Annotated in this window: 20 protein-coding genes; 8 read left to right on the top strand and 12 right to left on the bottom strand. The window is 43.6% G+C overall.

From position 1 onward, the window contains the following. Positions 1–67: 67 nt before the first annotated feature. Both ACT3S4_RS03525 and radC read right to left on the bottom strand, forming a co-directional pair. Positions 68–3,013, bottom strand: coding sequence for an acyl-CoA dehydrogenase (locus ACT3S4_RS03525; RefSeq protein WP_444760456.1), 2,946 nt, complete (start codon positions 3,011–3,013; stop codon positions 68–70). Between the two features lie 349 nt (positions 3,014–3,362). Further along, complete coding sequence (gene radC, locus ACT3S4_RS03520) at positions 3,363–4,046, bottom strand: RadC family protein (RefSeq protein WP_250163162.1); 684 nt, start codon at positions 4,044–4,046, stop codon at positions 3,363–3,365. Positions 4,047–4,167: 121 nt separating this feature from the next. Here radC and coaBC point away from each other — a divergent pair, with 121 nt between their 5' ends. Further along, entirely contained in the window at positions 4,168–5,592 is a 1,425-nt protein-coding gene (coaBC, locus tag ACT3S4_RS03515; RefSeq protein WP_444760455.1) for a bifunctional phosphopantothenoylcysteine decarboxylase/phosphopantothenate--cysteine ligase CoaBC, read from the top strand. Between the two features lie 39 nt (positions 5,593–5,631). Further along, complete coding sequence (locus ACT3S4_RS03510) at positions 5,632–6,414, top strand: sulfite exporter TauE/SafE family protein (RefSeq protein ID WP_250163160.1); 783 nt, start codon at positions 5,632–5,634, stop codon at positions 6,412–6,414. Positions 6,415–6,462: 48 nt separating this feature from the next. Here the strand turns inward: ACT3S4_RS03510 and ACT3S4_RS03505 are convergent, their stop codons facing one another. The 3 genes from ACT3S4_RS03505 to ACT3S4_RS03495 form a co-directional block, all read right to left on the bottom strand. Next, positions 6,463–7,380, bottom strand: coding sequence for a histone deacetylase family protein (locus ACT3S4_RS03505; RefSeq protein WP_201605183.1), 918 nt, complete (start codon positions 7,378–7,380; stop codon positions 6,463–6,465). A 115-nt stretch (positions 7,381–7,495) separates the two neighbouring features. Continuing rightward, positions 7,496–8,257: a YbjN domain-containing protein gene (locus tag ACT3S4_RS03500; protein WP_250163159.1), complete on the bottom strand. Its 762-nt coding sequence runs from the start codon at positions 8,255–8,257 to the stop codon at positions 7,496–7,498. Positions 8,258–8,325: 68 nt separating this feature from the next. Beyond that, entirely contained in the window at positions 8,326–9,417 is a 1,092-nt protein-coding gene (locus tag ACT3S4_RS03495; RefSeq protein WP_444760454.1) for a hypothetical protein, read from the bottom strand. Between the two features lie 76 nt (positions 9,418–9,493). On the opposite strand from ACT3S4_RS03495, the gene ccmA reads away from it, so the two are divergent. The 5 genes from ccmA to ccmE all read left to right on the top strand — a co-directional run bounded on the left by ccmA (position 9,494) and on the right by ccmE (position 12,987). Further along, positions 9,494–10,123 (top strand): heme ABC exporter ATP-binding protein CcmA, encoded by a 630-nt coding sequence (ccmA, locus tag ACT3S4_RS03490; protein ID WP_250163157.1) that lies wholly within the window; start codon positions 9,494–9,496, stop codon positions 10,121–10,123. A gap of 139 nt (positions 10,124–10,262) precedes the next feature. Then, complete coding sequence (locus ACT3S4_RS03485) at positions 10,263–10,919, top strand: heme exporter protein CcmB (RefSeq protein WP_201560581.1); 657 nt, start codon at positions 10,263–10,265, stop codon at positions 10,917–10,919. A 241-nt stretch (positions 10,920–11,160) separates the two neighbouring features. Continuing rightward, a complete protein-coding gene (gene ccmC, locus ACT3S4_RS03480; protein WP_060491821.1) occupies positions 11,161–11,949 on the top strand; it encodes a heme ABC transporter permease CcmC in 789 nt (262 codons plus the stop codon). 44 nt (positions 11,950–11,993) lie between these two features. Continuing rightward, positions 11,994–12,215: a heme exporter protein CcmD gene (gene ccmD, locus ACT3S4_RS03475; protein ID WP_045444018.1), complete on the top strand. Its 222-nt coding sequence runs from the start codon at positions 11,994–11,996 to the stop codon at positions 12,213–12,215. A gap of 271 nt (positions 12,216–12,486) precedes the next feature. After that, positions 12,487–12,987 carry a cytochrome c maturation protein CcmE gene (gene ccmE / locus ACT3S4_RS03470; RefSeq protein ID WP_045453493.1) on the top strand — a complete coding sequence of 167 codons (501 nt, stop codon included), beginning with the start codon at positions 12,487–12,489 and terminating at the stop codon, positions 12,985–12,987. Positions 12,988–13,092: 105 nt separating this feature from the next. Here the strand turns inward: ccmE and ACT3S4_RS03465 are convergent, their stop codons facing one another. From ACT3S4_RS03465 to ACT3S4_RS03435, 7 genes are all read right to left on the bottom strand, one after another. Continuing rightward, a complete protein-coding gene (locus ACT3S4_RS03465; protein ID WP_055124778.1) occupies positions 13,093–13,941 on the bottom strand; it encodes an aldo/keto reductase in 849 nt (282 codons plus the stop codon). A gap of 316 nt (positions 13,942–14,257) precedes the next feature. After that, positions 14,258–15,217 carry a MetQ/NlpA family ABC transporter substrate-binding protein gene (locus ACT3S4_RS03460; protein WP_444760453.1) on the bottom strand — a complete coding sequence of 320 codons (960 nt, stop codon included), beginning with the start codon at positions 15,215–15,217 and terminating at the stop codon, positions 14,258–14,260. Positions 15,218–15,435: 218 nt separating this feature from the next. Continuing rightward, complete coding sequence (locus ACT3S4_RS03455; RefSeq protein ID WP_060491817.1) at positions 15,436–16,122, bottom strand: methionine ABC transporter permease; 687 nt, start codon at positions 16,120–16,122, stop codon at positions 15,436–15,438. Positions 16,123–16,141: 19 nt separating this feature from the next. Next, positions 16,142–16,912 carry a methionine ABC transporter ATP-binding protein gene (locus ACT3S4_RS03450; RefSeq protein WP_055124775.1) on the bottom strand — a complete coding sequence of 257 codons (771 nt, stop codon included), beginning with the start codon at positions 16,910–16,912 and terminating at the stop codon, positions 16,142–16,144. Positions 16,913–17,455: 543 nt separating this feature from the next. Beyond that, complete coding sequence (locus ACT3S4_RS03445) at positions 17,456–19,648, bottom strand: ATP-binding protein (RefSeq protein ID WP_444760452.1); 2,193 nt, start codon at positions 19,646–19,648, stop codon at positions 17,456–17,458. A 102-nt stretch (positions 19,649–19,750) separates the two neighbouring features. Then, positions 19,751–20,473 (bottom strand): response regulator transcription factor, encoded by a 723-nt coding sequence (locus tag ACT3S4_RS03440; protein WP_045444030.1) that lies wholly within the window; start codon positions 20,471–20,473, stop codon positions 19,751–19,753. Between the two features lie 278 nt (positions 20,474–20,751). Then, entirely contained in the window at positions 20,752–22,044 is a 1,293-nt protein-coding gene (locus ACT3S4_RS03435; RefSeq protein WP_444760451.1) for an efflux RND transporter periplasmic adaptor subunit, read from the bottom strand. 701 nt (positions 22,045–22,745) lie between these two features. Between ACT3S4_RS03435 and pilG the strand changes: the two genes are divergently transcribed. After that, a complete protein-coding gene (pilG, locus tag ACT3S4_RS03430) occupies positions 22,746–23,123 on the top strand; it encodes a twitching motility response regulator PilG (RefSeq protein WP_045453505.1) in 378 nt (125 codons plus the stop codon). Positions 23,124–23,272: the final 149 nt, after the last annotated feature.

The raw sequence follows: 23,272 nt of genomic DNA, 5'->3' as shown, positions 1-23,272 counted from the left end.
AAGCTTGCTATTTCAAAGCCTATTGTTTCAAAGCTTGTCATTTCAAGAATTATCAAAGCTTTTGATTTTAGACTTTGTCACTTTCATCACGGCGTAGACCATCCTGCCATTTAGGATCAGTAGCGGCAGGTTTGTCTATATTATCCTTCACATTTTCTGCATCTTCAGATATTTCAGAACGCTCTAGGTCGTCAGCATTATGTTGATTTAGACGATGGTTGTTACTCATGCGTTCACTTAAGTGTGACTCTGCATCACGGTGGCGATGATCTAGTGCTTCTACCTCAGGCTCAGACTCATCAAAGTCGGTCTGTGCACGTACCTCCTCAATGGTATCTTGCTCTTTGACCATTTCTACATCACCGTTATTCTCATAACCATGATTGGGGTTGGCATCGCCAGTTGGTTTGTCTGTACTGACGGGCGTACCCAAATCATTAGAGTCGACATCATTTTCAGCTGTCATGTTTGTCGCAATGCCATTTCTGGCTTGCGCGTCATTTTTCAATTGTGCATAGTCCGTTAATTGCTGTACGGCATTATCAAGGCTGTGTGGATTGGTGCGCTCTTGGGCATGCAATAAATGTTTATCGAACACATCGGTCAATAATGAGTCAAAGCGTATGGCGTTATACTGAATAAGAACTTCAGCTTCTTCTTCGGTAATATCGCCGTTTTGGCTGGCATATACCACATGATCCTCAAAAGTAAGCCCTTCAAAACTGTCCTTGTGTTCAGCCTTTTTAAACCTCTGCCATAATGGCTCGATGCTAAGTAACGTTTGATAAGCGTGTTCCATACGTCCAGTGACATCATCGGCTTCAGTATTATAATAGACCATGGTTTTAAGATAATCACGGAACGGATTGGCTTCAAAGTCATCCATAAAAGCATCGCCCAGCTTGCGTTTGAGCTCATCGCTTGGCGGTGTAAAGATAGAGCCGCTGGGAAAAGTCACAAAACTGACCAAACTGGCCGCCATGCGATTAGGGAAGTTTGCAAAAAAGGCTTCAAAAGCTTCTTGAATGGTATATAAGCTATTTTGTAAGGCAACCTCAGCATGCAAGCGTTCGGACGCTGATTTAGTACCATGCTCATAAAACTGCAAAATAGCAGTGCTGATGAATAAATGGCTATGAATATCAGCTAAGCGTCCAGACAGCATCTCTTTACGTTTTAAGTCACCAGCGAGCAACCCTAATGCCATGTCAGCCGTTAAGGCAAAGCTTGCGCTCAGGCGGTTGATGTGTTTGTAGTAGGGACGAGTAAAGCTGTCCGCAAAGCTTGGTGCATGATTACTGCCACCGACATAACCTGCGACAAATGCCTTTGCGCCGCGATTAAAGGTATAACCCAAATGTTTAAAAAACAGTGTGTCGAACTGTTTGAGTGCGCTTTCTTTATTTTCGCTTTGCAGCAATTGCAGCTCATCAAATAGATAAGGATGGCAACGCATCGCGCCTTGACCAAATATCATGAGTGAGCGCGTCAAGATATTTGCGCCTTCAACCGTGATAGATACTGGAATTGCCTGATAAGGTGTGGCCAAAAAGTTACGTGGACCCATCTGTACCGCGCGACCACCAACCACATCCATACCGTCATTGACCACACTGCGCATGGTTTCAGTCGCATAGTATTTTGCCATTGCCGTCATAACCGAGGGTGTGCCGCCTTGATTTAGGCCACAAGTAACCAGATGACGGAACGCCTCTAACATATAAGTGTTGCTGGCCATACGGCTGGTCGCGTCCTGCACCCCTTCAAATTTACCCACAGAGATTTTAAACTGTTCGCGTACTTTGGCAAAAGCACCGACAGACAGATACGTCATTTCACTGGCTGAGGTTGATAAAGCTGGTAAAGAGATGCCGCGACCAACGCCCAAGCACTCCATCAGCATACGCCAACCGCGACCCGCATTTTCGACGCCGCCAATGATGTAATCTAGTGGAATAAAGACGTCTTTACCATCGACTGTACCATTCATAAATGGCGAGCCAATTGGATTATGGCGTGGTCCTATGATAACGCCTTCATGGCTGGCAGGAACGAGCGCACAAGTGATACCGTAATCGGTCTTATCAGGATTGCCAAGCAAACCTTCAGGATCGTGCATCTTGAATGCTAAACCCACGACCGTGGCGATAGGTGCAAGGGTAATCCAGCGCTTAGAAAAGTTCATACGCAAACCGAGCACTTGCTCGCCCTCATGCGTACCATAACAAACCACCCCTGTATCTGGAATCGCACCAGCATCGGAACCCGCTTCTGGGCCCGTCAAACCAAAGCAAGGCACCTCGTCACCTTTGGCAAGACCGGGTAGCCAACGCTGTTTTTGTTCGTCCGTACCATAATGCATCAACAGCTCACCAGGGCCGAGCGAGTTTGGCACCATACAGGTAACCGCAGCGGTCGGCGAGCGTGAAGCGATTTTACTCATGATACGGCTTTGTGCATAAGAGCTAAAATCTAAACCGCCAAACTCTTTTGGAATGATTAAGCCTAAAAATCCATTGGCTTTGATAAATTGCCACGCTTCAGGCGACAGCTCTTTGTCTTCATGCTGAATTTTCCATTCATCAAGCATGGCGCATAGTACTTCTACTTCATTATCAATAAAGCTTTGCTCTTCTGCCGACAGCTCTGGATAGGGATATTGAGCAAAAGTGTCCCAGTCGGGATTGCCCATAAACAGCTCTTTTTCCCACCAGCTGGTACCCGCATCAAGCGCTTCTCGCTCGGTATCGCTCATGCTCGGCATTGCCCCGCCCAAAGTCTTGTAAACAGGTCTGGTAATCAGTGACTGACGAATAGGGGCGACGAGCAAAACGATGCAAAGTAAAGCGATTGGTATGCCCAAAATGAGCGACCAAGGACTGATAAAGGCGGTGACAAGGACGGCAACTAGGGCAACGATACTGCCTGTGACTCGTGATAGGGACAATAAAAAGATGGCCAAAACCATGGCTAATTGAATAATGATTGCCAAAATAAATAAGCCAATTGCCATGACTGTCTCCTTTTATAACGCTAAACCAAAAGCGCAAAAAATGTGTGTGTATTAAAGTATTTGAATAAATCTTGTTGTTATTTTTTCTGATGTTTAAGGGTCTGGTGATCAAATTAAACCAATGAGCCGTTATGGATTTTGTAGCATGTTTTATGATAAATTTTAATTTGTCGAGCATTTTACAAAAGTGGCTTTGATAACTGTCTAACCAGTGACAGACAAATAAAAGACAAATTTAGCCATCAATATGAAACAGTTGCCGATAACTATCAATAGCTAAAATGCTACGCTGTGTCGATTATATGTATCAAGATTTTCTCATATAGGCAAAAATAACAGTCGCAATTAATTATCCAAAAGGCGCTAAGCCGCTTTCGGCATAAGATAGTGTCTCATTGCGTCCAACAATGATGTGGTCTACCAAGGATAAATCGATTAAATCGCAGGCTTTCTTTAGCTCGTAAGTTAATAAGTTGTCTGACGTTGAAGGGGTCGCATCGGTATGTGGATGATTGTGCGCGACGATGAGTTGGCTGGCGGCGTGACTCAAGGCATGACGCAGAACGTGTTTGATACAGACGGAGCAAGAGGAGATGCCGCCAGTAAACAGTATCTCAAAATTAATGAGATTTAACGCATTGTCTAAGCAAAGTACCGCAAAGACTTCGCGATGCTCCCCGCGCAGCTGAGTGCTGATATAGTCTTTGACCATTTGCGAGCGCCCAAGTGCGTGACCAGTTTTAAGCTGACTGTCCAAATAACGCGTGCCCATCTCAAGTGAGGCCAATATCTGCGCGTATTTGGCAGGACCAATACCATGACAAGCCAGTACAGTCTCTTGCGGCGCTGCCAATAATTCTGCCAAGCTACCAAATTGTTCGATCAAATGACGCGCCAGCTCGATAGCTGACTGTGACTGCGTACCTGTGCGCAGAAATATCGCTAATATCTCGGCATCAGATAAATGCGCTGCCCCAAATTTTAGTAGTTTTTCACGTGGTCTATCATCTTCATGCCAGTCTTTAATCGCCATTGTCACTCCTTGAGAATGGATTGCTGCCAGATATATTGAGTAAATACGGAAATTCTTACCCAACTTATCTCATAATTGTTACTATAAGCGCAATTTTATCTTTCAACTTTTTATTGATGCCATGCTTATGTCCAATATTGTGCTTGCTATCACTGGCGGTATCGCCGCTTATAAATCTGCTATCTTTGCCCGCCTATTAATCAAGGCAGGCTTTGATGTGCGTGTCATTATGACCACAGGGGCACAAGCTTTTATTACGCCACTGACCCTGCAAGCTTTGACTGGTAATGAGGTACATATCTCATTACTCGATGAAAAAGCAGAAGCGGGGATGGGGCATATCGAATTGGCGAAATGGGCAGATTTAATCATCATTGCGCCAGCCTCTGCCAATACGCTTGCGCGTCTCGCGATGGGCATGGCTGATGATTTATTGACAACTGTATGCCTTGCAACGGCGGCACCAGTCATCATTGCACCAGCCATGAATCAGCAGATGTGGGCGCATCCTGCGGTCAATCTCAATGTCCAAACCCTGCGCGATATGAATTATCAGATTATTCAACCTGCTAGCGGTGAGCAAGCCTGCGGTGATGTAGGAGCAGGGCGTTTGCCTGAACCTGAGCAGCTATTGGCAGAAGTGTTATTATTTAACGCCATGCAAACCACGCCGCAATTATTGGCAGGTAAACGAGTGGTGATTACTGCAGGACCGACGGTAGAAGCTATCGATCCGGTGCGCTACTTGTCCAATCACTCTACTGGCAAGATGGGATTTGCATTAGCACGTGCTTGCGTGGCTGCTGGTGCAGACGTTATTTTGATTGCGGGTGGCAAAGTGGCACTGCCGACACCGCTGAATGTCACGCGCATTGATGTGTTGTCGGCTAAAGAGATGCTGATGGCGGCGCAGCAGTGCGTGGATGGTACGCACAGTGCGCTACAGTATGGGCCTGAAGATGAGCACGACCATTCTCACGATCACGAACACGACCATAGCCATCAACATGAACATCATGGCGAGTGTGATTGCGGCGATGATCATAGCCACAGTCATAACCACAGCCATGAGATTGATGATAAGGAGCATGCTCATAGCGAGAATCAAAATGTAATGGCGGATATCTTTATCGCCACGGCTGCTGTCGCTGATTATCGTACTGAAGAAGCTGCCCCGCAAAAAATTAAAAAAACCCAAGATGCGATGACGCTGAGTTTAGTCAAAAACCCTGATATTCTAGCGACGATTTCGCTTGCGCATCCAGTGCTGTTTGTCGTTGGTTTTGCAGCAGAAACGCAAGATATCGAGCGCTATGCTCGTGGCAAACTGGTGTCTAAAGATTTAGATTTGATCGCGTGTAATGATGTTTCACGAGCAGACATTGGTTTTGCCAGCGATGACAATGCCATGCAGGTATTTTTCTCAGAGCGTTATGAGCACGATAGCGTCACACTTGAGAAGGCGAGCAAAAATAAAATTGCCGAGCAGTTGGCTGGCATCATTGGTGAGACAATATGGCAACGCCACAATGGTCACAATGCCTAGTTATGTCACCATTAATCCAGACATTAGGTCTTAATGTTTATGGCTAATATGATGGATGGTGATAGCACCCAGACGTTGTTATTGATGGTAATCTTTGCACTGGCATCGTTGCTACACGGTATCAGTGGGCTGGGTGTGACGTTGGTGACGACCACTGCGCTTGCTAGTATCTACCCGTTACCACATGCTATTGTGTTGGTTATTTTTCCGTCATTATTGCTTAATGCCATGACTTGGCTCGCGGGTGGCGGGCGCACAATCTGGCAAAATTTCATCTATTACGGCAGGCGCTATTGGTTACTGGCATTGACCAGCTTACTCGGTAGTATTCTAGGCGCGAAGCTCTTACTATGGGTCGATAGCGCATATATTTTATTACTATTGGCAGCGGTTATTGGTTTTTACGTCATAAGCAGCTTGCTTGGTAAGCAACTCCGTCTACCTGCTACCAAGCCTGTGTTAATCATCGTTGGTTTTAGTGCGGGGGTGATTGGTGGCTCGACCAATGCCATGTCGACCATATTGATGATGTATCTACTGTCTGCCAGCGATGATAAAAATACCATCGCTAAAGTCGGAAATATGTGCTATTTTCTGGGTAAAATTGCTCAAATAATTGTATTACGCGAGCCTATTATGGCGCTCAGCAGTGTTGAGTGGCAGCTGATTATTCTGCTTAGTGTACTATCGATTGCTGCGCTTTTAGTTGGTATCCGCTTACGTCGTTATTTACCACAAGCACGCTTTCGTCAGCTTATTTTATTGATACTTACCGTGCTTGGTATTCGTGTCGGCTGGCAGGGAGTTATGGCATTTTTATAAGATAGCTCGCGAGGCATTTGGCTGTTTAGATGCTATTTTATGCGCGCGTTATTTTGTTATTTCATTAAAAAATATCTGTTGCGCCAAACGAAAGGTATTACAGTGCGCCTCAACCACATCGTCGATATCTTCTGAATAGCCACCACCCATCACGATAGCGATAGGAATTTTAGCGGCTTTTGATTGGCGTAACACATATTCATCACGCGCTTTACAACCCTCTATCGTCAGCCCTAACTTTCCTAATTTATCAGTTGCCAGCACATCGACAGCGGATTGATAAAATATCATATCGGGCGCAACGTCGCTAATCAAACGTGGTAATGTCGCCTCTAGTAACTGCAAATATTCCACATCGCCAGTATCATTGTCTAGCTCAATATCCAAATCTGATACTTGCTTTCGAAATGGATAGTTCTTTGCGCCATGCATGCTAAACACAAAAACGCGCGGCTCACCTGCCATAATACTGGCATTGCCATTGCCCTGATGGACGTCTAAATCGACCACCAAAATCTTTTGCGCCTGTCCACGATTTAATAGTAAATTACTCGCGATACAAACATCATTAAACACGCAAAACCCTTCGCCATGATCAGCAAACGCATGATGCGTGCCACCTGCGACATTCATCGCCGCGCCATATTGCTGCGCATATAATGCACATTCATAAGTGGCATGAGCAATATAACGCCCACGCTTTACCAGCTCAGGTGTCATTTCAAAACCAATGGCTCGCGCTTCCTTTCGTGGTAGCGTTTGGGTTTTCAGCTGATACCAGTAGTCCGCAGTATGCGTGGTCAAAATCTCATCTTCGCTCAAACGTGCAGGAGCAAAAAAGTTGTCGGTACTGATAGTGCCTTCAGCCAATAGCCGCTCAGGAATCATGGTGTATTTTTGCATGGGAAAGCGGTGTTTTTCCGGCACAGAATATCGAAAAATATCAGAGTAAGCAATTTTTAGCATAGTGTTAGAGGATGTCTTTTTTGAAAAGTATGTTAAGAATAAATAGGTTTAAGCGCTTTAACAGTGTGCTGATGAGACATTGTAAAAGCTACGGATAGCTATGATAGTCAGTTCATTACTGCACAAATTGCGTTGGCAAAAAGAAGGTTCTAGAATCTGATTGTTGACGTAGCTCGGTCAGCAATGTCGGTAAGTCTTCCGCAGGGTTTTGATTATCGATCAAATCACTAAATATCTCATTCGCGACCGTGGTCATCGCGATGACACTTTGTAATAAATGCTCAATAACATCATTACCGATGCCTACCGCTTCGACATCGATAGCGTGTTTGTAGCGTATCTCGCCATCATTGACATCCATTTCTAGATTGCCGATTAACAAGTCATAATTTATTTGAGTAATCAGTAGCATCGCCGCACTTTGATGACTCTCTGGTATTAAAAATGGCAAAATTCCATAGACTGCCAGCAGCTTGTTGTTTTCTTGCACGCGAAACAAATAGCCGCAATCGAGACTTTTATTGCGCATTCTAAGCGATAAGTGATGTGATTGCTGACGGTCATTGTTTTTGTTGCCACTGCTTTTGGGTCGATAGTGAGTATAGTGCCACTGCTTATCATTAAAGTACTGTTTCAGAAAATCGATAATGGGCGTGTCGCTAGCTTCGTGTTGACTGGCACTCGAGTTAAAGGCGTCAGTTTCTGAATATTCGCTTGTGTTTTTGACATCAGATTCGGAATTGATTTCGGTATTATCATGAGCGTCATGAGGCTCTGTTTGCGTCACATCAATTTCAACTTCATTAGCCTGCGCTGCTGAACCAGTCAGTAACTGTTTGAGTTTTTGCCACAAGCTGAGTGTGTTACGTTGACTCATAAGTATGGTGCTGTCAAATAAATGAATGAGATGGAAAATTGAGACAAATACATCAAGACAGTAAACGACTAGGCATTAAATGCTAAGCCTTTTTTGATATTCGGTTGCTCATAAAACGCTTGTAACATTTCACGAGTATGTGCCGTTAACCACTCGCTTTCAATGGCATCGTGCACCACAGGTAATAGCGCTGTACTTAATTGAGTCATGGCCTGCTCATCAATATGAAGACTCGAAACTACCGTCGCAATAGTATCTGACTGATGATTGCCATACCAAGTATCGATGCTCGCTGCCACAAGGCTGTGTAAGTAAGGCGACTGGCGCAGGCGGTTATAGCTTTGCTGAATGCTGGCTTCGATATGATCGATGCTGCTGTTGTCAGGTTCATCACGCAGATAAGTCTGTAGATGACTGACAGGCTGGTCTTTGATTCGCGCCCAACCAGTAATTAATAATCGCGCGACTTCGTCATTTGATAAATGCTCTTGCGCATTGGCTTCTGCGCGGCGTGCTAAATCTTTAATATTACGATGCAAATACGCCTGCAGTTTTTCGTCAAGGTTTCTATTGGTTGCCTTTTCAAAAGAGCTGCGCCCAAATTTCATCAGTTTACCAGCAGCACCTGCTTTATCCAGCGTGGTTTCCATAAAGTCATTAATGGCATGATATAGCGTTTGGGTTAGCAAATCGGCAAAAGTCTCGTTGCCGACCAATGTATGAATCAAGATATTGCGTTGCTGATCGTGGCTACCGAGATAGTTGGCAAGGGTTTCAACTTGAGTATCATCCACCAGCTCAGACAACGGCACGTTATCATTGACTGGATGATAAATAATCGTATGCAGGATATCGCGAATATCTTTACGTATCACATCCGTCATCGGTTGATTGAGTAGCCAGTCATTAATCAGCTGTTGCAAATCATCGGCGCTGACATATTTATTCAATGGCTGTGCAGCAAACCATTGCCATGCCTGCATAGACAGCGGTTCAGCTTGCATGCGTAACCATTGCTGCATAAAGGCAACTTGTGCCTCGATTAAGCCATCTATGGTTAGCGCTGGCATATCTAAATTTTGGTTATCTTTTGAAGTCTGCATAGGTTTTGAGGTCATAATAATCGACAATTTGTTATACTGTGTGGTTGGGGTAAGCATAAAGTATTATGCCATGAACGTCATCTGTGTTTGTGATGAATATTGATTGCCGCTTAATAAATAATGAGAGGTTTTGATGACAGCTCTGAATACCGCCTTACTTGCGCTTGATGAACTGACCGTTCAGCGCGGCGAAATCCCTCTATGCGAAGGGGTTGTACTCAATCTGGCAGCTGGTAGCATTTGCCATTTAATTGGTGCTAACGGTACTGGTAAGACCACTTTACTGATGCAGCTGGCTGGGTTATTGCCAGTGTTAAGCGGTGAGGTTTATTATCAAGGAGTAGCGAATTTACCTATTCAGCCTTTGTATGTGTCGCACCAGTTGGGTATACATCCAAATCTAACGGTCGCGCAAAACCTGACCTTTCTGCTAAATTTATATGGGATTAGCCCAAGCGTTACTGATATTGATGATGCCCTCACTTGGGTAGGATTACAAGGCTTTGAGACGATTAGCTCAAGCCATTTATCTGCTGGGCAAACCCGCCGCATTACCCTTGCACGGTTATATTTATTGACCCCTGAGGTGACACCATTATGGCTACTTGATGAGCCTTTTACTGCCCTTGATGTCGATATGGTAGCGCGAATGGAAGACAGATTGCGCGATTTTGCCAATACTGGCGGCGCTATATTAATGACCAGTCATCAGGCCGTTGGTGTTGCCAATCAAGTACTCGATTTGTCCGATTATATGGTTTGAATACTAGTTTGCATACTCTCAGTATAAGTGTTCCAAGCATCCGTAGAAGAGCAAATAAATGATAGAAATAGACGGTTCAGTACAAACAGTGAATAAAAGCTCAAATACTGACTTAGCTGCGGTGCGCGGTATTAGCTTTATGCAGTTATGGCGGCGCGAGTGGCAAGTCAAACAGCAAGGCGCCGTGCAGTGGCTTTATCCGCTAGTGCTGTTCTTGGTTATTATCACCTTATTTCCGCTAGCAGTGGGTAGCGAGCCTGCGCTATTGCAACGCCTTGGCGTGTCGGCGGTGTGGATTGCCGCTCTGTTGTCACTGGTGATGGGTGTCGATGGTTTGTTTAAGCCTGCCCTTGATAATGGCACGCTGGCGCAATTGGTCGTTGCCAAAGCGTCATTGCCTTTATGGGTGTTGATTCGTTTGGTTATCCATTGGATTTTTAGTAGTGGTATTGTGGCAGCGCTTAGTTTACTTGCCGTGCCTTTGTTTCAGCTTAGTTGGTTTGAGGCGTGGATATTGATGGCTTCTATTGTGACGGGCAGTCCGATGCTCTTGATGCTGTCAGCGGTCGCGAGTAGTTTGACGCTGTCATTAAAGAATGGTGCGGTGCTAGTGCCTTTAATTGCCTTACCGATGCAGTTACCAGTGTTGATTTTTGCCACAGGAGCGGTTGATTTATTTGCCACTGGTCTCAATGGCTTACCGATACTGGCTTTATTATTAGCAGGTAGTATTATCTCGGTTTTGGTGATGCCATGGGTGATTGCCATGACGTTAAAAATAGCGTGGCTGAATTAAAAACGACATAAGTTGTGTACAACTCTCTGTATTGAGAGTTTGTAATAAAAAACGCTATAAAAAACCTTTGTATTAACAGCATGTTGAAAACTGGCAATTTTGCTATAATAGTCAGTTAACTAAGCAAACAATCACTTGTAGATTTTATCCAGTGTTTAACGCCGGCAGGTTAACAGGTAGTCGCGCCCATGATGCGCTATATCGGTTACAACCAATACGCTGTGCCAATAGGTTTATTTCCATGCCCAACTTGAATAACGTCTCATCTCCTAGCTTGTGGCAGCGCATCTGGCAAGGCTTTTTGACCACTGTGGGTACCAAGCAGTTTTTTCGCATTTTTTCGCCTTGGGTCAAGTGGTTAGCCATATTAGCCAGTATTTGCCTGTTGATCGGTAGTGTCTGGGGTCTCGCTTTTGCGCCACCTGATTATCTGCAGGGCAACAGTTACCGCATTATCTTTATTCACGTACCCGCTGCCAGTATCGCCATTTCCATCTATTTTGCCTTAGCAGTGCTCGGGGTCATTTTTTTGGTTTGGAAAATAAAAACGGCTAGCTTAGTGGCACAGGCGCTTGCTCCGCTAGGATTCTTGCTCTGTGTGATTAGCTTAATCACGGGCTCTATTTGGGCGAAACCCACTTGGGGTACTTACTGGGTTTGGGATGCACGTTTGACCTCTATGCTCATCTTGGCGTTTCTGTATGCGGGCGTGATGGCGTTATTTGCCGCGTTTGAGCATACTGCCAATCGTGGTAAAGCCGCCGCCATTTTGTCTATTGTTGGCGCAGTAAATCTACCCATTATCAAGTACTCGGTACAGTGGTGGAACACCTTGCATCAAGGCTCGACCTTTACTTTGACCGCCGCGCCTAAGATGTCAGCAGATATGTGGATGCCCTTATTACTGATGATTATTGGTAGTTATTTATTAGTGGCAACATTAGCGATTTATCGTACCAATACCCTTATCTTGTATCGTGATCAAGGCAAAGCGTGGGTCAAAGAATACATTCGCGGGCAAGCTAAATGATGGTCATGACTGTCGCCAAAAAAAATCACGGCTAGGAAAATATTATGCAGCCTTACTTTTATAGCGTATCTGAGTTTCTTGCCATGGGTAAGCATGGTGTTTTTGTTTGGTCGTGCTGGGCAATTACCGTTGGCATGATGCTGGCGTTTGTTATTTATAGTCGGAGACAACGACAGGCTTTAATCAAGCAGTTGACCATTCAGCAAGCGCGGCAAGCACAGCGTACTGCTAAAACAACCATGCCTGTCACCAAGCAGCCTAATTAACTAGTAGGTTCGTCCTATCTAACGTTAGCCGTTAATTTTTAGCCACTCAATCTGTAACTTAGCACTTGATAAAGAGGTGACTGCCACAGAGGTTATAGGGCTTATTGATTTGTCCGAAAAATGCTACCATATAGCCATTAGAAGAGTACGATTAGAAAGACATTTTTAGAACGTTTTTCTAATGGTAGTTTCTTCAAATTTTTCTGTTTTATATATTTGTATGGCATTGACTATAGTTTATAAAACAGTGACTCATCAATGAGGTAGTGGTATGAACGCAGTTCGTCGCAAAAAACTGATGTGGGTTATGTTTACGCTTGCAGGAGCGGCGATAGCCGTGGTATTGGTTCTTTATGCCATTGGGCAACAGACCGATTACTACTTTGATGCTACCGCGATTGCACAAGGTGAAGCACCACAAGATAAGCGTATTCGAGCAGGCGGTATGGTCGTTGCGGGTAGTGTCCAGCGCGCAGAAGACAATCCACTAAACGTTGAGTTTGCCATTACGGACTTTCAATCGACAGTACCAGTGACTTATCAAGGTATTTTGCCAGATTTATTTGCTGAAAACTCAGGCGTCGTCGCGACAGGTAAGATGCAGGGTGATACTTTTGTCGCTGGAGAAGTATTGGCGAAGCATGATGAAAACTACATGCCGCCAGAAGTGGCCAAATCGATGAAAGAAAACAATCGTAGCGGTGTAGTGCCTCCTTCTGAGCAATATAATCCTGCTGAAAAGGTACATGAGACGGATACTCTACAGCAGTAATTATATAGTCCATACCATAGTAAAAGAGCCGCTAATATATTATTAGCGGCTCTTTTTTTACATGAATTTTAGTACTAATAAGTTTTGGTGGTTTTTTACGAGAACTTAGTCGTCCCATTCAGGCGAGTAATCTGGATGCTTAATTTTGCGCCCATCAGCACGCGCTAAGCTGCTGATTTTCTCAATATCATCCGCACTTAATTGTACTTTTATAGCGTCTAAGTTGCCTTGCAAATGATCAGGGTTAGCAGTCTTTGGGATAGCAATACGATGCTTGTCTGCCAGAATCCAAGCCAATGATATCTGTGCTGGCGTGACATTATGTTTGTCAGCGATTTCTTTAATAATCTCATTATCGAATACATCACCGCGTGCAAGTGGTGAATAAGCTTCGAGTAGAATGTGGTGATTGTTCAAAAAAGTCTGCAAGGTTTTTTGCTTGATGAAAGGATGAAACTCAACCTGATTGACCACAATCGGCACATCAGCATATTTCTCAGCTTCAATGATATTGGCAATATTAAAGTTAGAAACCCCGATATGGCGTGTCAAACCTTGTTTCTGTAGCTCGCACAAGGCAGGAATGGTTTCGGATAAAGGAACACGGTCATCCGGCCAGTGCAATAGTAGCAAATCAACATAATCAGTATCTAAGTCTGCTAAAGAGCGTTTGGCGGCGGCAATCAATTTCTCAGGCTCAAACTTCATATCATCAGGAAAAATCTTTGTGGTCAAAAAGAACTTATCACGAGATACTCCTGATTGTTTGATACCTTGCCCCACTTCTTTTTCATTACCATAAGCTTGAGCGGTATCAATGTGCTCGTAACCCATTTTCAACGCTTGACTGACGACATCAACACAATCTTGACCGGTCGATTGCCATGTACCAAGCCCTAGTACAGGAATATTTGCTTGTCCAGCGGTACGAATATTATAAGTTTTAGCACGCATCTTATGATCCTTGTTATTTATGTATTTATTGATAGAGCATCGAATCATCAATATTCTGATCACCCTCTCTATTTGACCTACACACTATAGAAAAAATTGGCGGCAAGTAAAAGGGCACGTGACGCTTTCCTACAAAGGACAAACAGGCTGTAACGTCATTTTTAGTAACTGATAGACAGCAGCGCGCGGTTAAAAAATAAAAATCGTAAAATCGAGCCCATAAAAAACGCCCATCACTATCTAGCAATGGGCGTTTACAAGCGGGACGAAGACGATATTTAAGTGTTTTGGATTTAAGTGCTTTTGGTTTAAGAGCTTATTGAGTAGCAGCTTCTACAGGTGCAGGTTTTGTTGCGGTATCCGTGTGCGCACTGTGATCAGAGCCCCAGATTTTTGGGTACTTATAACCAGGGAAAGTTTCATGAGCATACTTTTTAAAGGCTTCTGAGTTATATGCATTGGTCACATCTTCGACCCATTTTTTGCCAGCATCTGCTGATTTAATGGCTGACCAGTTGACATAAGCAAAGCTAGGCTCTTGAAATAGCGCTTCAGTCAGCTTGATACCAGCATCCGTGGCATAGTTGCCATTGATGACGGCAAAGTCGACTTCATCACGAGCACGTGGCAATTGAGCGGCTTCTAACTCAATGATTTCAATGTCGTATTTGCTGTTATCAGCGATGTCAGTTTTTGATGCCGTTAGCGGATCAATATTGTCTTTTAGCGTGATCCAGCCAAGATCATCCATCATTACCAGCGCACGAGCAAAGTTACTTGGATCATTTGGTGCAGAGACTCTCATGCCTTTATAGACATCATCAAGCGTGGTCTTTTTACCTGAGTAAATGCCAAGTGGGGCAGTAGGTACTTGGAAAACTTCTACCAGATCAAGATTGTTTTCTTTTTTGAAGGTATCAAGATAAGGCTTATGCTGGAAGATGTTGATGTCCAAATCACCTTCAGCCAAGGCAAGGTTTGGGCGTACATAGTCAGTAAAAGCAATCAGCTCAACTTCGTAACCTTGCGCTTCCAGTGAGCTTTTCACTTGGTTGCGCACCATATCGGCGAAGTCACCTTCGGTGGTACCGATGACGATTTTGGTATGCTCAGGATCGATATCGCTAGCGGCAGTTTCTGCTGTTGAGCCTTCCGTAACAGGCTCTTTAGTCGCTTCCGGTACTGATGAGTTGTTGCAACCAACCAAGACTAGGCTTGATACGCCAACGGCAGCAAATGCAGTCGCTAACTGACGGCTGATATCTGTTAATTTCATGGAACTTCCTTAATAAGAGGGATGGGATGGAGGGCAAACGCTGGCCATTAAAAAAGCAACATTAGGGATAGTAATGCTGCTAAGTTAACGACTGTTAAGTTAGTATCAAAATTAAAGGGTCTCAGTAACAAAGTCAAGCATTTTGCTTAGGATGAATCGGCATTAAACCCTGAGTATTATTCATATTAGCGTTAACTGACTTTGTCTAAGTCTTTTTTCTATCGTTTATCCAACCGGTTAGCCAACCAATTACCCGATGCTTGAATGGAGACGACCATTATTGATAGGACAATAACGATAAAAATCATCACCTCCGTTTGATAACGATAGTAGCCATAACGAATGGCTAAATCCCCCAGACCACCGCCGCCAATCATACCTGCCGCTGCTGAATAAGAGAGCAGGCTGATACAGAGAATCGTCACGGACAATACCAGTCCTGAGCGTGCTTCATTGAGTAAGACTTTAATAATGGTCAAAGGACGTGCGCCCATAGACTCGGTCGCCTCAATGATACCGCGTGGCACTTCACGTAAGTTTTGCTCGACCAAACGGGCAAAATAAAACGAACCTGCAATGGCGAGTACCAATGAGGCCGCAATCGGTCCAATACCCGTGCCAACGATAGCCTTAGTAAATGGGCTCATGGCAATCATCAAAATGACAAATGGGAAAGCGCGCATAAAGTTGGTGATACCACCAAGCAGACCATACAATGTTTTGTTTTGCAAAAACTGTCGATCACTGGATAAAAACAAAAATACGCCAAACAACCCACCTATGACAATGGCCACCGTCGTTGAGATGCCAAGCATAATAAATGTATCAATAAACGCGTTCACAATCTCTTTGCGCAGGGCAAACAGCTTGTCTATCGAGGCGGACAATTCACTACCAGTTAACATATTTATTTCTCCTGCCTCATTAGTCTTCGTGCACTAAGCCTTTGCCAATCGGGGTGGTCGCCTGAATCAGACCGTCTCTCACATCTGCAACTTCCAAGAGTTGACCTTGATGCAGTAATGCGGCGCGATCACACAGCCTACGGATGACACTCATCTCATGAGTCACAATCACAATGGTGACGCCAAGTTGTTCGTTGATATCACGTAGACAAGTCAACAAGCTGCGGGTCGTCGCAGGATCAAGCGCACTGGTTGGTTCATCAGCCAATAATACTTTAGGACTGGGGGCAATCGCTCGGGCAATACCGACACGCTGTTTTTGTCCGCCTGACAGCTGCGCAGGGTAGTGACCAGCGCGGTCTGTGAGATCAACAATCTCTAGGCAATCCATCACTCGTTTATGAATGTCGCGGCTCGGATATCCTGAAACAGTTAAATTAAAGGCCACGTTGTCAAAAACAGTACGATTCGACATCAGATTAAATTGCTGAAAAATCATACCAATATTATGCCGAGCGATACGCAATTCACTGGCAGACAAAGTGGTCAAGTCAGTGCCATCGACGATGACTTGACCAGCATCTGGACGCTCAAGCATATTGATTAGGCGTAGCAGAGTAGACTTACCTGCACCCGAGTATCCCATTAGGCCAAAGATTTCGCCTTGCTGGACAGATAACGAGGTCGGTTCAACGGCAGTAAACCAATGTGGTTTGCCATCTTTGTCTTTGATTGATCGGTCGCTTAAAAAACTCTTGGTCACATTGTTTAAGACAATCATGTCATTCATGGAGGGCTCAAAATTCAATAATTTTTTTAATAGTCACAAACGCGCTGTCGGGCCTCTTTAACAATGTAAGAAGCCAATTAAGAAACAACCGTTAATAACCCTATAATAAGGGGCGCTAATATAGCATATTATCGAGCACTTTGGATATGAACATCCGTGACAGGCTTATGATTAATAGCTATTAGTAAGAGGGGTTTTATAGAATGTGAGTCGCGACGATCGAGTAGAATGAAGTGTCTGTTCATAGCACCTTATATAGTCATTCCACTATAAAAGTATTACGGCGTTAACCTCTCTTGAAGTATTAAATATACATCTACACTCGGTTGCCTTGTACTACTTTTAAATTGAATCGACTATAGCATCGCTGACTAGGTCGTGTCCTCATTTTAAAAATAGTGATAAAAATGAGATAAATTGCCGTCAAACAGGGAAAGTAGCGCAAATAATATCGAGATATTGATACGCTATTTGACGATGTTTGGCAAAATTTAGCCATTTTTAGCCCATTTAAAGGTTAATAGAGTAAATTGAAGAAACGCCCTAGTCATGTTGGTGATAATGTGGGTCGTGCTTGACTGGTATGACAACTAAAAACCTGGTATGTCCATTCAACGTATCAGTAATGATGCGCCCTTGATGGGCGGTAACGATTTGTGATACTAGCGATAAGCCTAGTCCAGAGCCTTTATTTTTTTGTTGCAACCGCACAAATGGGCTAAATACTTCTTCACGTTTGTCTTCTGGAATACCCGTGCCTTCATCAATCACTGCCAATACTGCATATTTCGGTAATGGGCGTACAGGATCGGTCTTGGCTTTTTTTAGATGCTTGGCAAACAAGCCTTCTTTGCGCGGTGTACTGAGTACTTCTGTAGGATTTTGAGTGTTGTTTTGAGCATCACCCTTATCGCGTGTATTGCCACCTTTATTTATTATGGCACCTTTGGATTTAGGAATTGCATCATTCAAGGCAGTACTCTTAGCGTCATTGATAACTGCAGACGGCTCTTCAGTGTCAGGAACTGCTTTCCAAACCATCTTTTTAATTTTGTCAGTCAAATCATTGGTAAAGTTATGATAATTAGCAATCAATGAGGATGCACTGGTGCTTCCAACGGTATCGTTACTGTTGACTGAGTTTGTCGAAGTACTTGAGTCAGTTTGAACACTATCCACATCAGTAGATTCTGTTGAAGTCGCACAGGTCTCAATAGAGTCAATGTCGCTGTTGGTATTAATATCAGCCTTATCGATTTTAGTCTCTATATTCACATCGGTATCGGTATCAGAATTGAGATCATGCTCAACCGCAATATTTTCTCCGTTTCTATATATCGGTGGTGCTGGCAACACGATAATAGCATCCGTTGCTTCAGATTTAACTTTACCAGTAATATGAGAAGAATCGTTTGAGTGTGTATGACTATGCGTAATATTACTATGCGCAATATGATTATGCGTATCGTCTTCATTAACCTCGATTGGTTGTTGATAGGAGTCAAAATCAGAGCTATTATAATCGGCAAAGCTACTGCAGAGTATCGTTTGTAGCAGGTAATCAGGTATGGTATCTGCTTCATCAACAGTTTGCACGCCATACAATAGTACCGTCACGGGCGGCTTGCCGTGTAGCATAGCATTGGTTAACAAGTTGCGAATCAAATGGGTCAACATCGATGATTGACCATCGATCACAATATGTTCACCAATGAGCGTCGCTTCAGGATAATGTTGCCGTTCTTGATTCACTAAATCATATAAATCTAAACTTTCAACTTGCTGCAAGGCATGACCGGCGTCTAAACGACTCACCAGTAAGATACTTTCTACCAAATCATTGAGCCCTGACAAATCGCGGTTAATCGCTTGCGCACGTTTATCAAACTTTGCTTTGGTATCAGATGGTAGCGCTCCTGCGAGCATATCCATCATCTCAATCTGTAAGCGAATACGAGTAATGGGGGTACGTAGCTCATGAGAAGCATGTGCTAAGAGCAGGTTATTGGCATCGATAAGGTGTTCGATTTTTTGTGCTGCTTGGTTAAATCCACGCGCTAGTGAGGCGATCTCATCGTTACCACGAGCATTCACCCGTACGGTAAAATCACCATCACCCAGTTGCGCCATCTGCTGGCTCATCTGATTGATGCGCCAAGTGATGGTACGAGCAATCCACCATAGGACACCTGCCATAATAAGTAACAGCAGTAGTGTGCCAGTAAATAAATTCAGCGCAGAGGAGAGTACTGGTTTTTTAGGCGGTAAGCGTGATTCATACAAAAGCGTATAGCCGGTGCTGCTATAAACCTGAGCTTGCTTGGTAGGGGAGGTGTCTGCGAGAGAGGGAAAAACGCGTGAAAATAAAGAGGGCGGTGCGGGCAACTCCAATGGCAAATCGCTGTTATCCGTTTGCATTAGCAATCGACCTTCGCTGTCATACAAGCCCATCTTTGCCTGTAATGACTCATCAAAGATATCAAAGCTCTTTTTGACCACTGCTAGCATAAAGCGTGCTTGCAAGCGATTGTCCTCGCTAACAGAGATATTCAGCTCATGCAAGAAAGGGTCTATTTGTCCTAAAATCTGAGTGGCCAATACTTCTGATCGAATACTTGCATCTTTATCATGCACAAGTTGCGTCAACAGCACCATCGCCACTGCAAATAAAATAAGTGCCAGCATGACACTGGCAAATAACTTGGCAAATACCGAACGAAATCCCAACTGCTGCATTAAACCATCTCTACTATCAGCCGTTTATATCGATTCATACTTCTAATTTGCATAAACAAATCAAAAGTATGGTTTTTATCGATTAATTTGCCGCTTTTGTGATTAAACCTGATCAGTGGCAAATTGATAACCAACACCGCGTACCGTAATAATACGTTTTGGCTGGCGTGGGTTGTCTTCAATTAAAGCACGCAGACGCGAGATATGAACATCAATGGCGCGATCGATATTATCTGAGCTGTCATCATTGGGCATGGCTTGCCACAGTTGCTCGCGATTCAATACTTTACCAGAATGGGTGGCAAAGTAATGCAATAATTGAAACTGATGCGTCGTTAAACGGACAGGCTCATCGTCGATGGTCACTTCATGGCTGTCAGGAAAGACACTCAAACGACCAAAGGTCAAGCTGTCAGACTGGCTATCTGCTTGATTGGGCTGCTCATGACGGCGAATAACAGCACGGATTCGAGCGAGAAGCTCGCGTGGCTCAAAAGGCTTAGATATATAATCGTCAGCACCCATCTCAAGACCTAGCACGCGATCGGTGGTATCGCCTTTCGCGGTCAACATGATAATTGGCACTTTATTGGTCATGTTGTTTTTATTGCCGCGAATTTTTTGACAAACTTGCATACCATCCATATCAGGTAGCATTAAGTCAAGTACGACCAAATCAATGTCACGCTCTTTGGCATCCAATAAATCAAGACCTTCTTGACCAAGCCCTGCATGATGGACGTCATAATAATTCATGGTCAGGTAATCGCTGATTAACTCAGCTAGATCAGGATCATCTTCGATTAATAAAATCTGCTTGCTCATGGGTTATCCTCTAGTTGTTGTTATGGTTGGCCAAACGTTTCATCCGTTTTGATATTTTGTATCACGATAAATACATCGCTGATTTTAGGATCTCAAACAGTTAAACGATTAAGCCTCTAGGTTCTCAAACTTTCAAGATATTGAGTCATTTAATACTAATGCTTCAGAATACTCGGTTAATGCTATATATTGTACGGCCATATTGCCTAATTACGCAGTTACAAAACAAGAGAGGCTTTGTTAATGTTTCTACACAATGTAACTGTCGGCATGCATAGCTATGAGACATTGACTTTTTTACCTTTAGCATCAGCCGGTAAATCAGCCAAACAAATCAAACTGTCGTTGCTAATACCCGCAATTAAATACTGCTTTGTGATAGGGTCATATTCGACTACTTCAATAGGCTGGCGTGTCAGGCGCTGATCCTGTCCAATAATCCACACGTTAGCAGTCAACGGTGACAGAGGCTTATATGGTGACGTTTGTAATTCTGTCAAGTCAACATCGTGCAACGCGCGCTTAGGCACGATAGTGCCCACATCTATTTGACCATAATTAACCCGCCCCGTGACTTTCATATCTGGCAACAGCTTGTCTCGACTTGCTTCATTGTCAATGACGTTAACATAGACCAGCAGCTTTTTCGGCTGGCTGGTCGCGGTCAGTTTACTGACTTGTCCTGTGAACTGTTCCGACATACCTTCAGCTGTAAAATTGACAGTCTGACCAACCGAAAGTTGCGGTTCTGCTTGAATAGGTAGGGTCGCGATAAAGTGTAATTTAGTTTCATCGCTAAGCTGTAATAAAGGCGTGCGCGCCTCTAGTCTTTGACCTGCTTTGGCATATAAGTTTTTTACACGACCAGAAAAACTGGCACGCACAGTGACCAAGTTATACTGACTCTGCTGCGGTTTTGAGCTCGCCGTGCTATTGGCGCTGGTTTGGTCATTGTTTTTAAGATTGCCGACTGCGTTTTTAGGAGCGCCCACTGTGGCGTTTGCTGCTGCCTCTTCTTTGTTAGCAATTGGGTCGTTTTTAGTGGTTGTTGCGCTATTTTCTGCTGTAGGCTGATTTGGTTTTGAGCTAGCGTCTGTTTTTTGTGAGTGTGTTTGCTTTACATCAACCGCATCGTTCGTCATCTCAGAATCTGGGGCAACGCTGTTCGATGCCGAAGATTTTTCCTTGGCTGGGTTGGATGCATCTGCTGTTTTGCTTTCTGATTGCACGCGTCGAACAATAAGCAGCGGCATATCTTTTTCTACCCATTGACCCTCAGTAACCAGTATTTCTTCGACGTTAATGGGGTATGCAGCGACAAGCTTAGTCTGTTTGATAGGTTCGATCTTACCTTGTAAACCAAGACTGGGCTGATAACGTGAAGGTTTTATGCTCAATATATGATCTGGCGTCATGGTCACACTATCGTCGGTAATGACAATAGGGGTATCTACAGTCTCACTATTTTCTGCAGTCACAGGCTCATTGGTAGGCGGTGATGGCTGACAGGCAGCAAGAAGAAAAGCACTCAGTAGATAGGTGCTATTTTTTAAAAATTTAGAAGCCGTCATAGCAGTCACCATAGTAGTCATCGTTTTATTATATAGTGAATTGCCACTGGGTGAAATAAGTGCGGAAAACTTAATAAACCACTGACATTAAGGCTACTAAATCCAGTCATTAGCTAAGGTAGGAGGGATGGTAAGTCTGAACATATTTTTATATTACTGACCAGTTCGGATATTGGCTCACTCATAACTGGAAATTAGTCGATAACTGTGCTAAAACAAACATAACAAAATACAATGATACATTTTTATCACAAAAGAAAATTATTCAGCAATGTGCCAAGCGTTTCTATATAATGCAGAAATATCATAAGGTTGATGGTTCTTCTGCTTCGGGCTTACCTCTTTTATCGTCATGGTCATGGTCATGGTCATCAGTAATAAAAGGTACTTTACCTTGTTTGAAGCCAAATACGGTTGCAGTGGACGATAATAAAAGCAAAATAAGTTGTCTAAAAAGCCATAGATTTGGCGCAATTTAGTAAGCTTATTAATTAGAAAGTGCGTATAGTAGCCCATGTTGACGCTCTGTTTGACAGGCAGATACTGGCAGATGATATGTCGACTGTCATAACATATGGTAATGCAAATTTAGCGTCTCATATCAGTCCAATAATGGATGATATGACAAGTTGAAATAACCGTTAAATTTTTGCATTGATGGATGGTATTAAGAATAAATAGTCGTTTATAGGACACTGATAATGGAAAATAATTTTGATGGTTTAAAAGTAATGGTAATTGATGATTCAAAAACCATTCGCCGTACCGCAGAGACTTTATTACAAAAAGCGGGTTGCGAAGTTGTGACCGCCATTGATGGTTTTGATGCTTTAGCAAAAATTGTCGATAACAATCCAGATATTATTTTTGTCGACATCATGATGCCGCGTTTGGATGGCTATCAGACTTGTGCGCTAATAAAAAATAACCCTGATTATGCCAGCAAACCTGTGATTATGTTGTCGTCTAAAGATGGCTTATTTGACAAAGCGCGTGGTCGTATCGTGGGTTCAGATGAGTATCTGACCAAGCCATTTAGTAAAGATGAGCTGTTCGAGGCAATTAATCAGTACCGCTAATATAAATAAGTCCGCTTGTAGATATATCGTTAAATATCGTCTTACAAGTTGGTATCATTTATGCATTGCTATGCTTTATATAGAATCAGATAAATTAGGCTAGGCATTACGGTTAAGAGATTTAGTATTGATAAAATATTACTAATAAT

This window comes from Psychrobacter sp. AOP30-A2-5, from assembly GCF_052378115.1.
GTDB lineage: Bacteria > Pseudomonadota > Gammaproteobacteria > Pseudomonadales > Moraxellaceae > Psychrobacter.
Note: the sequence above shows the minus strand (reverse complement) of the source record. Positions and strands in the feature narration are given on the sequence as shown.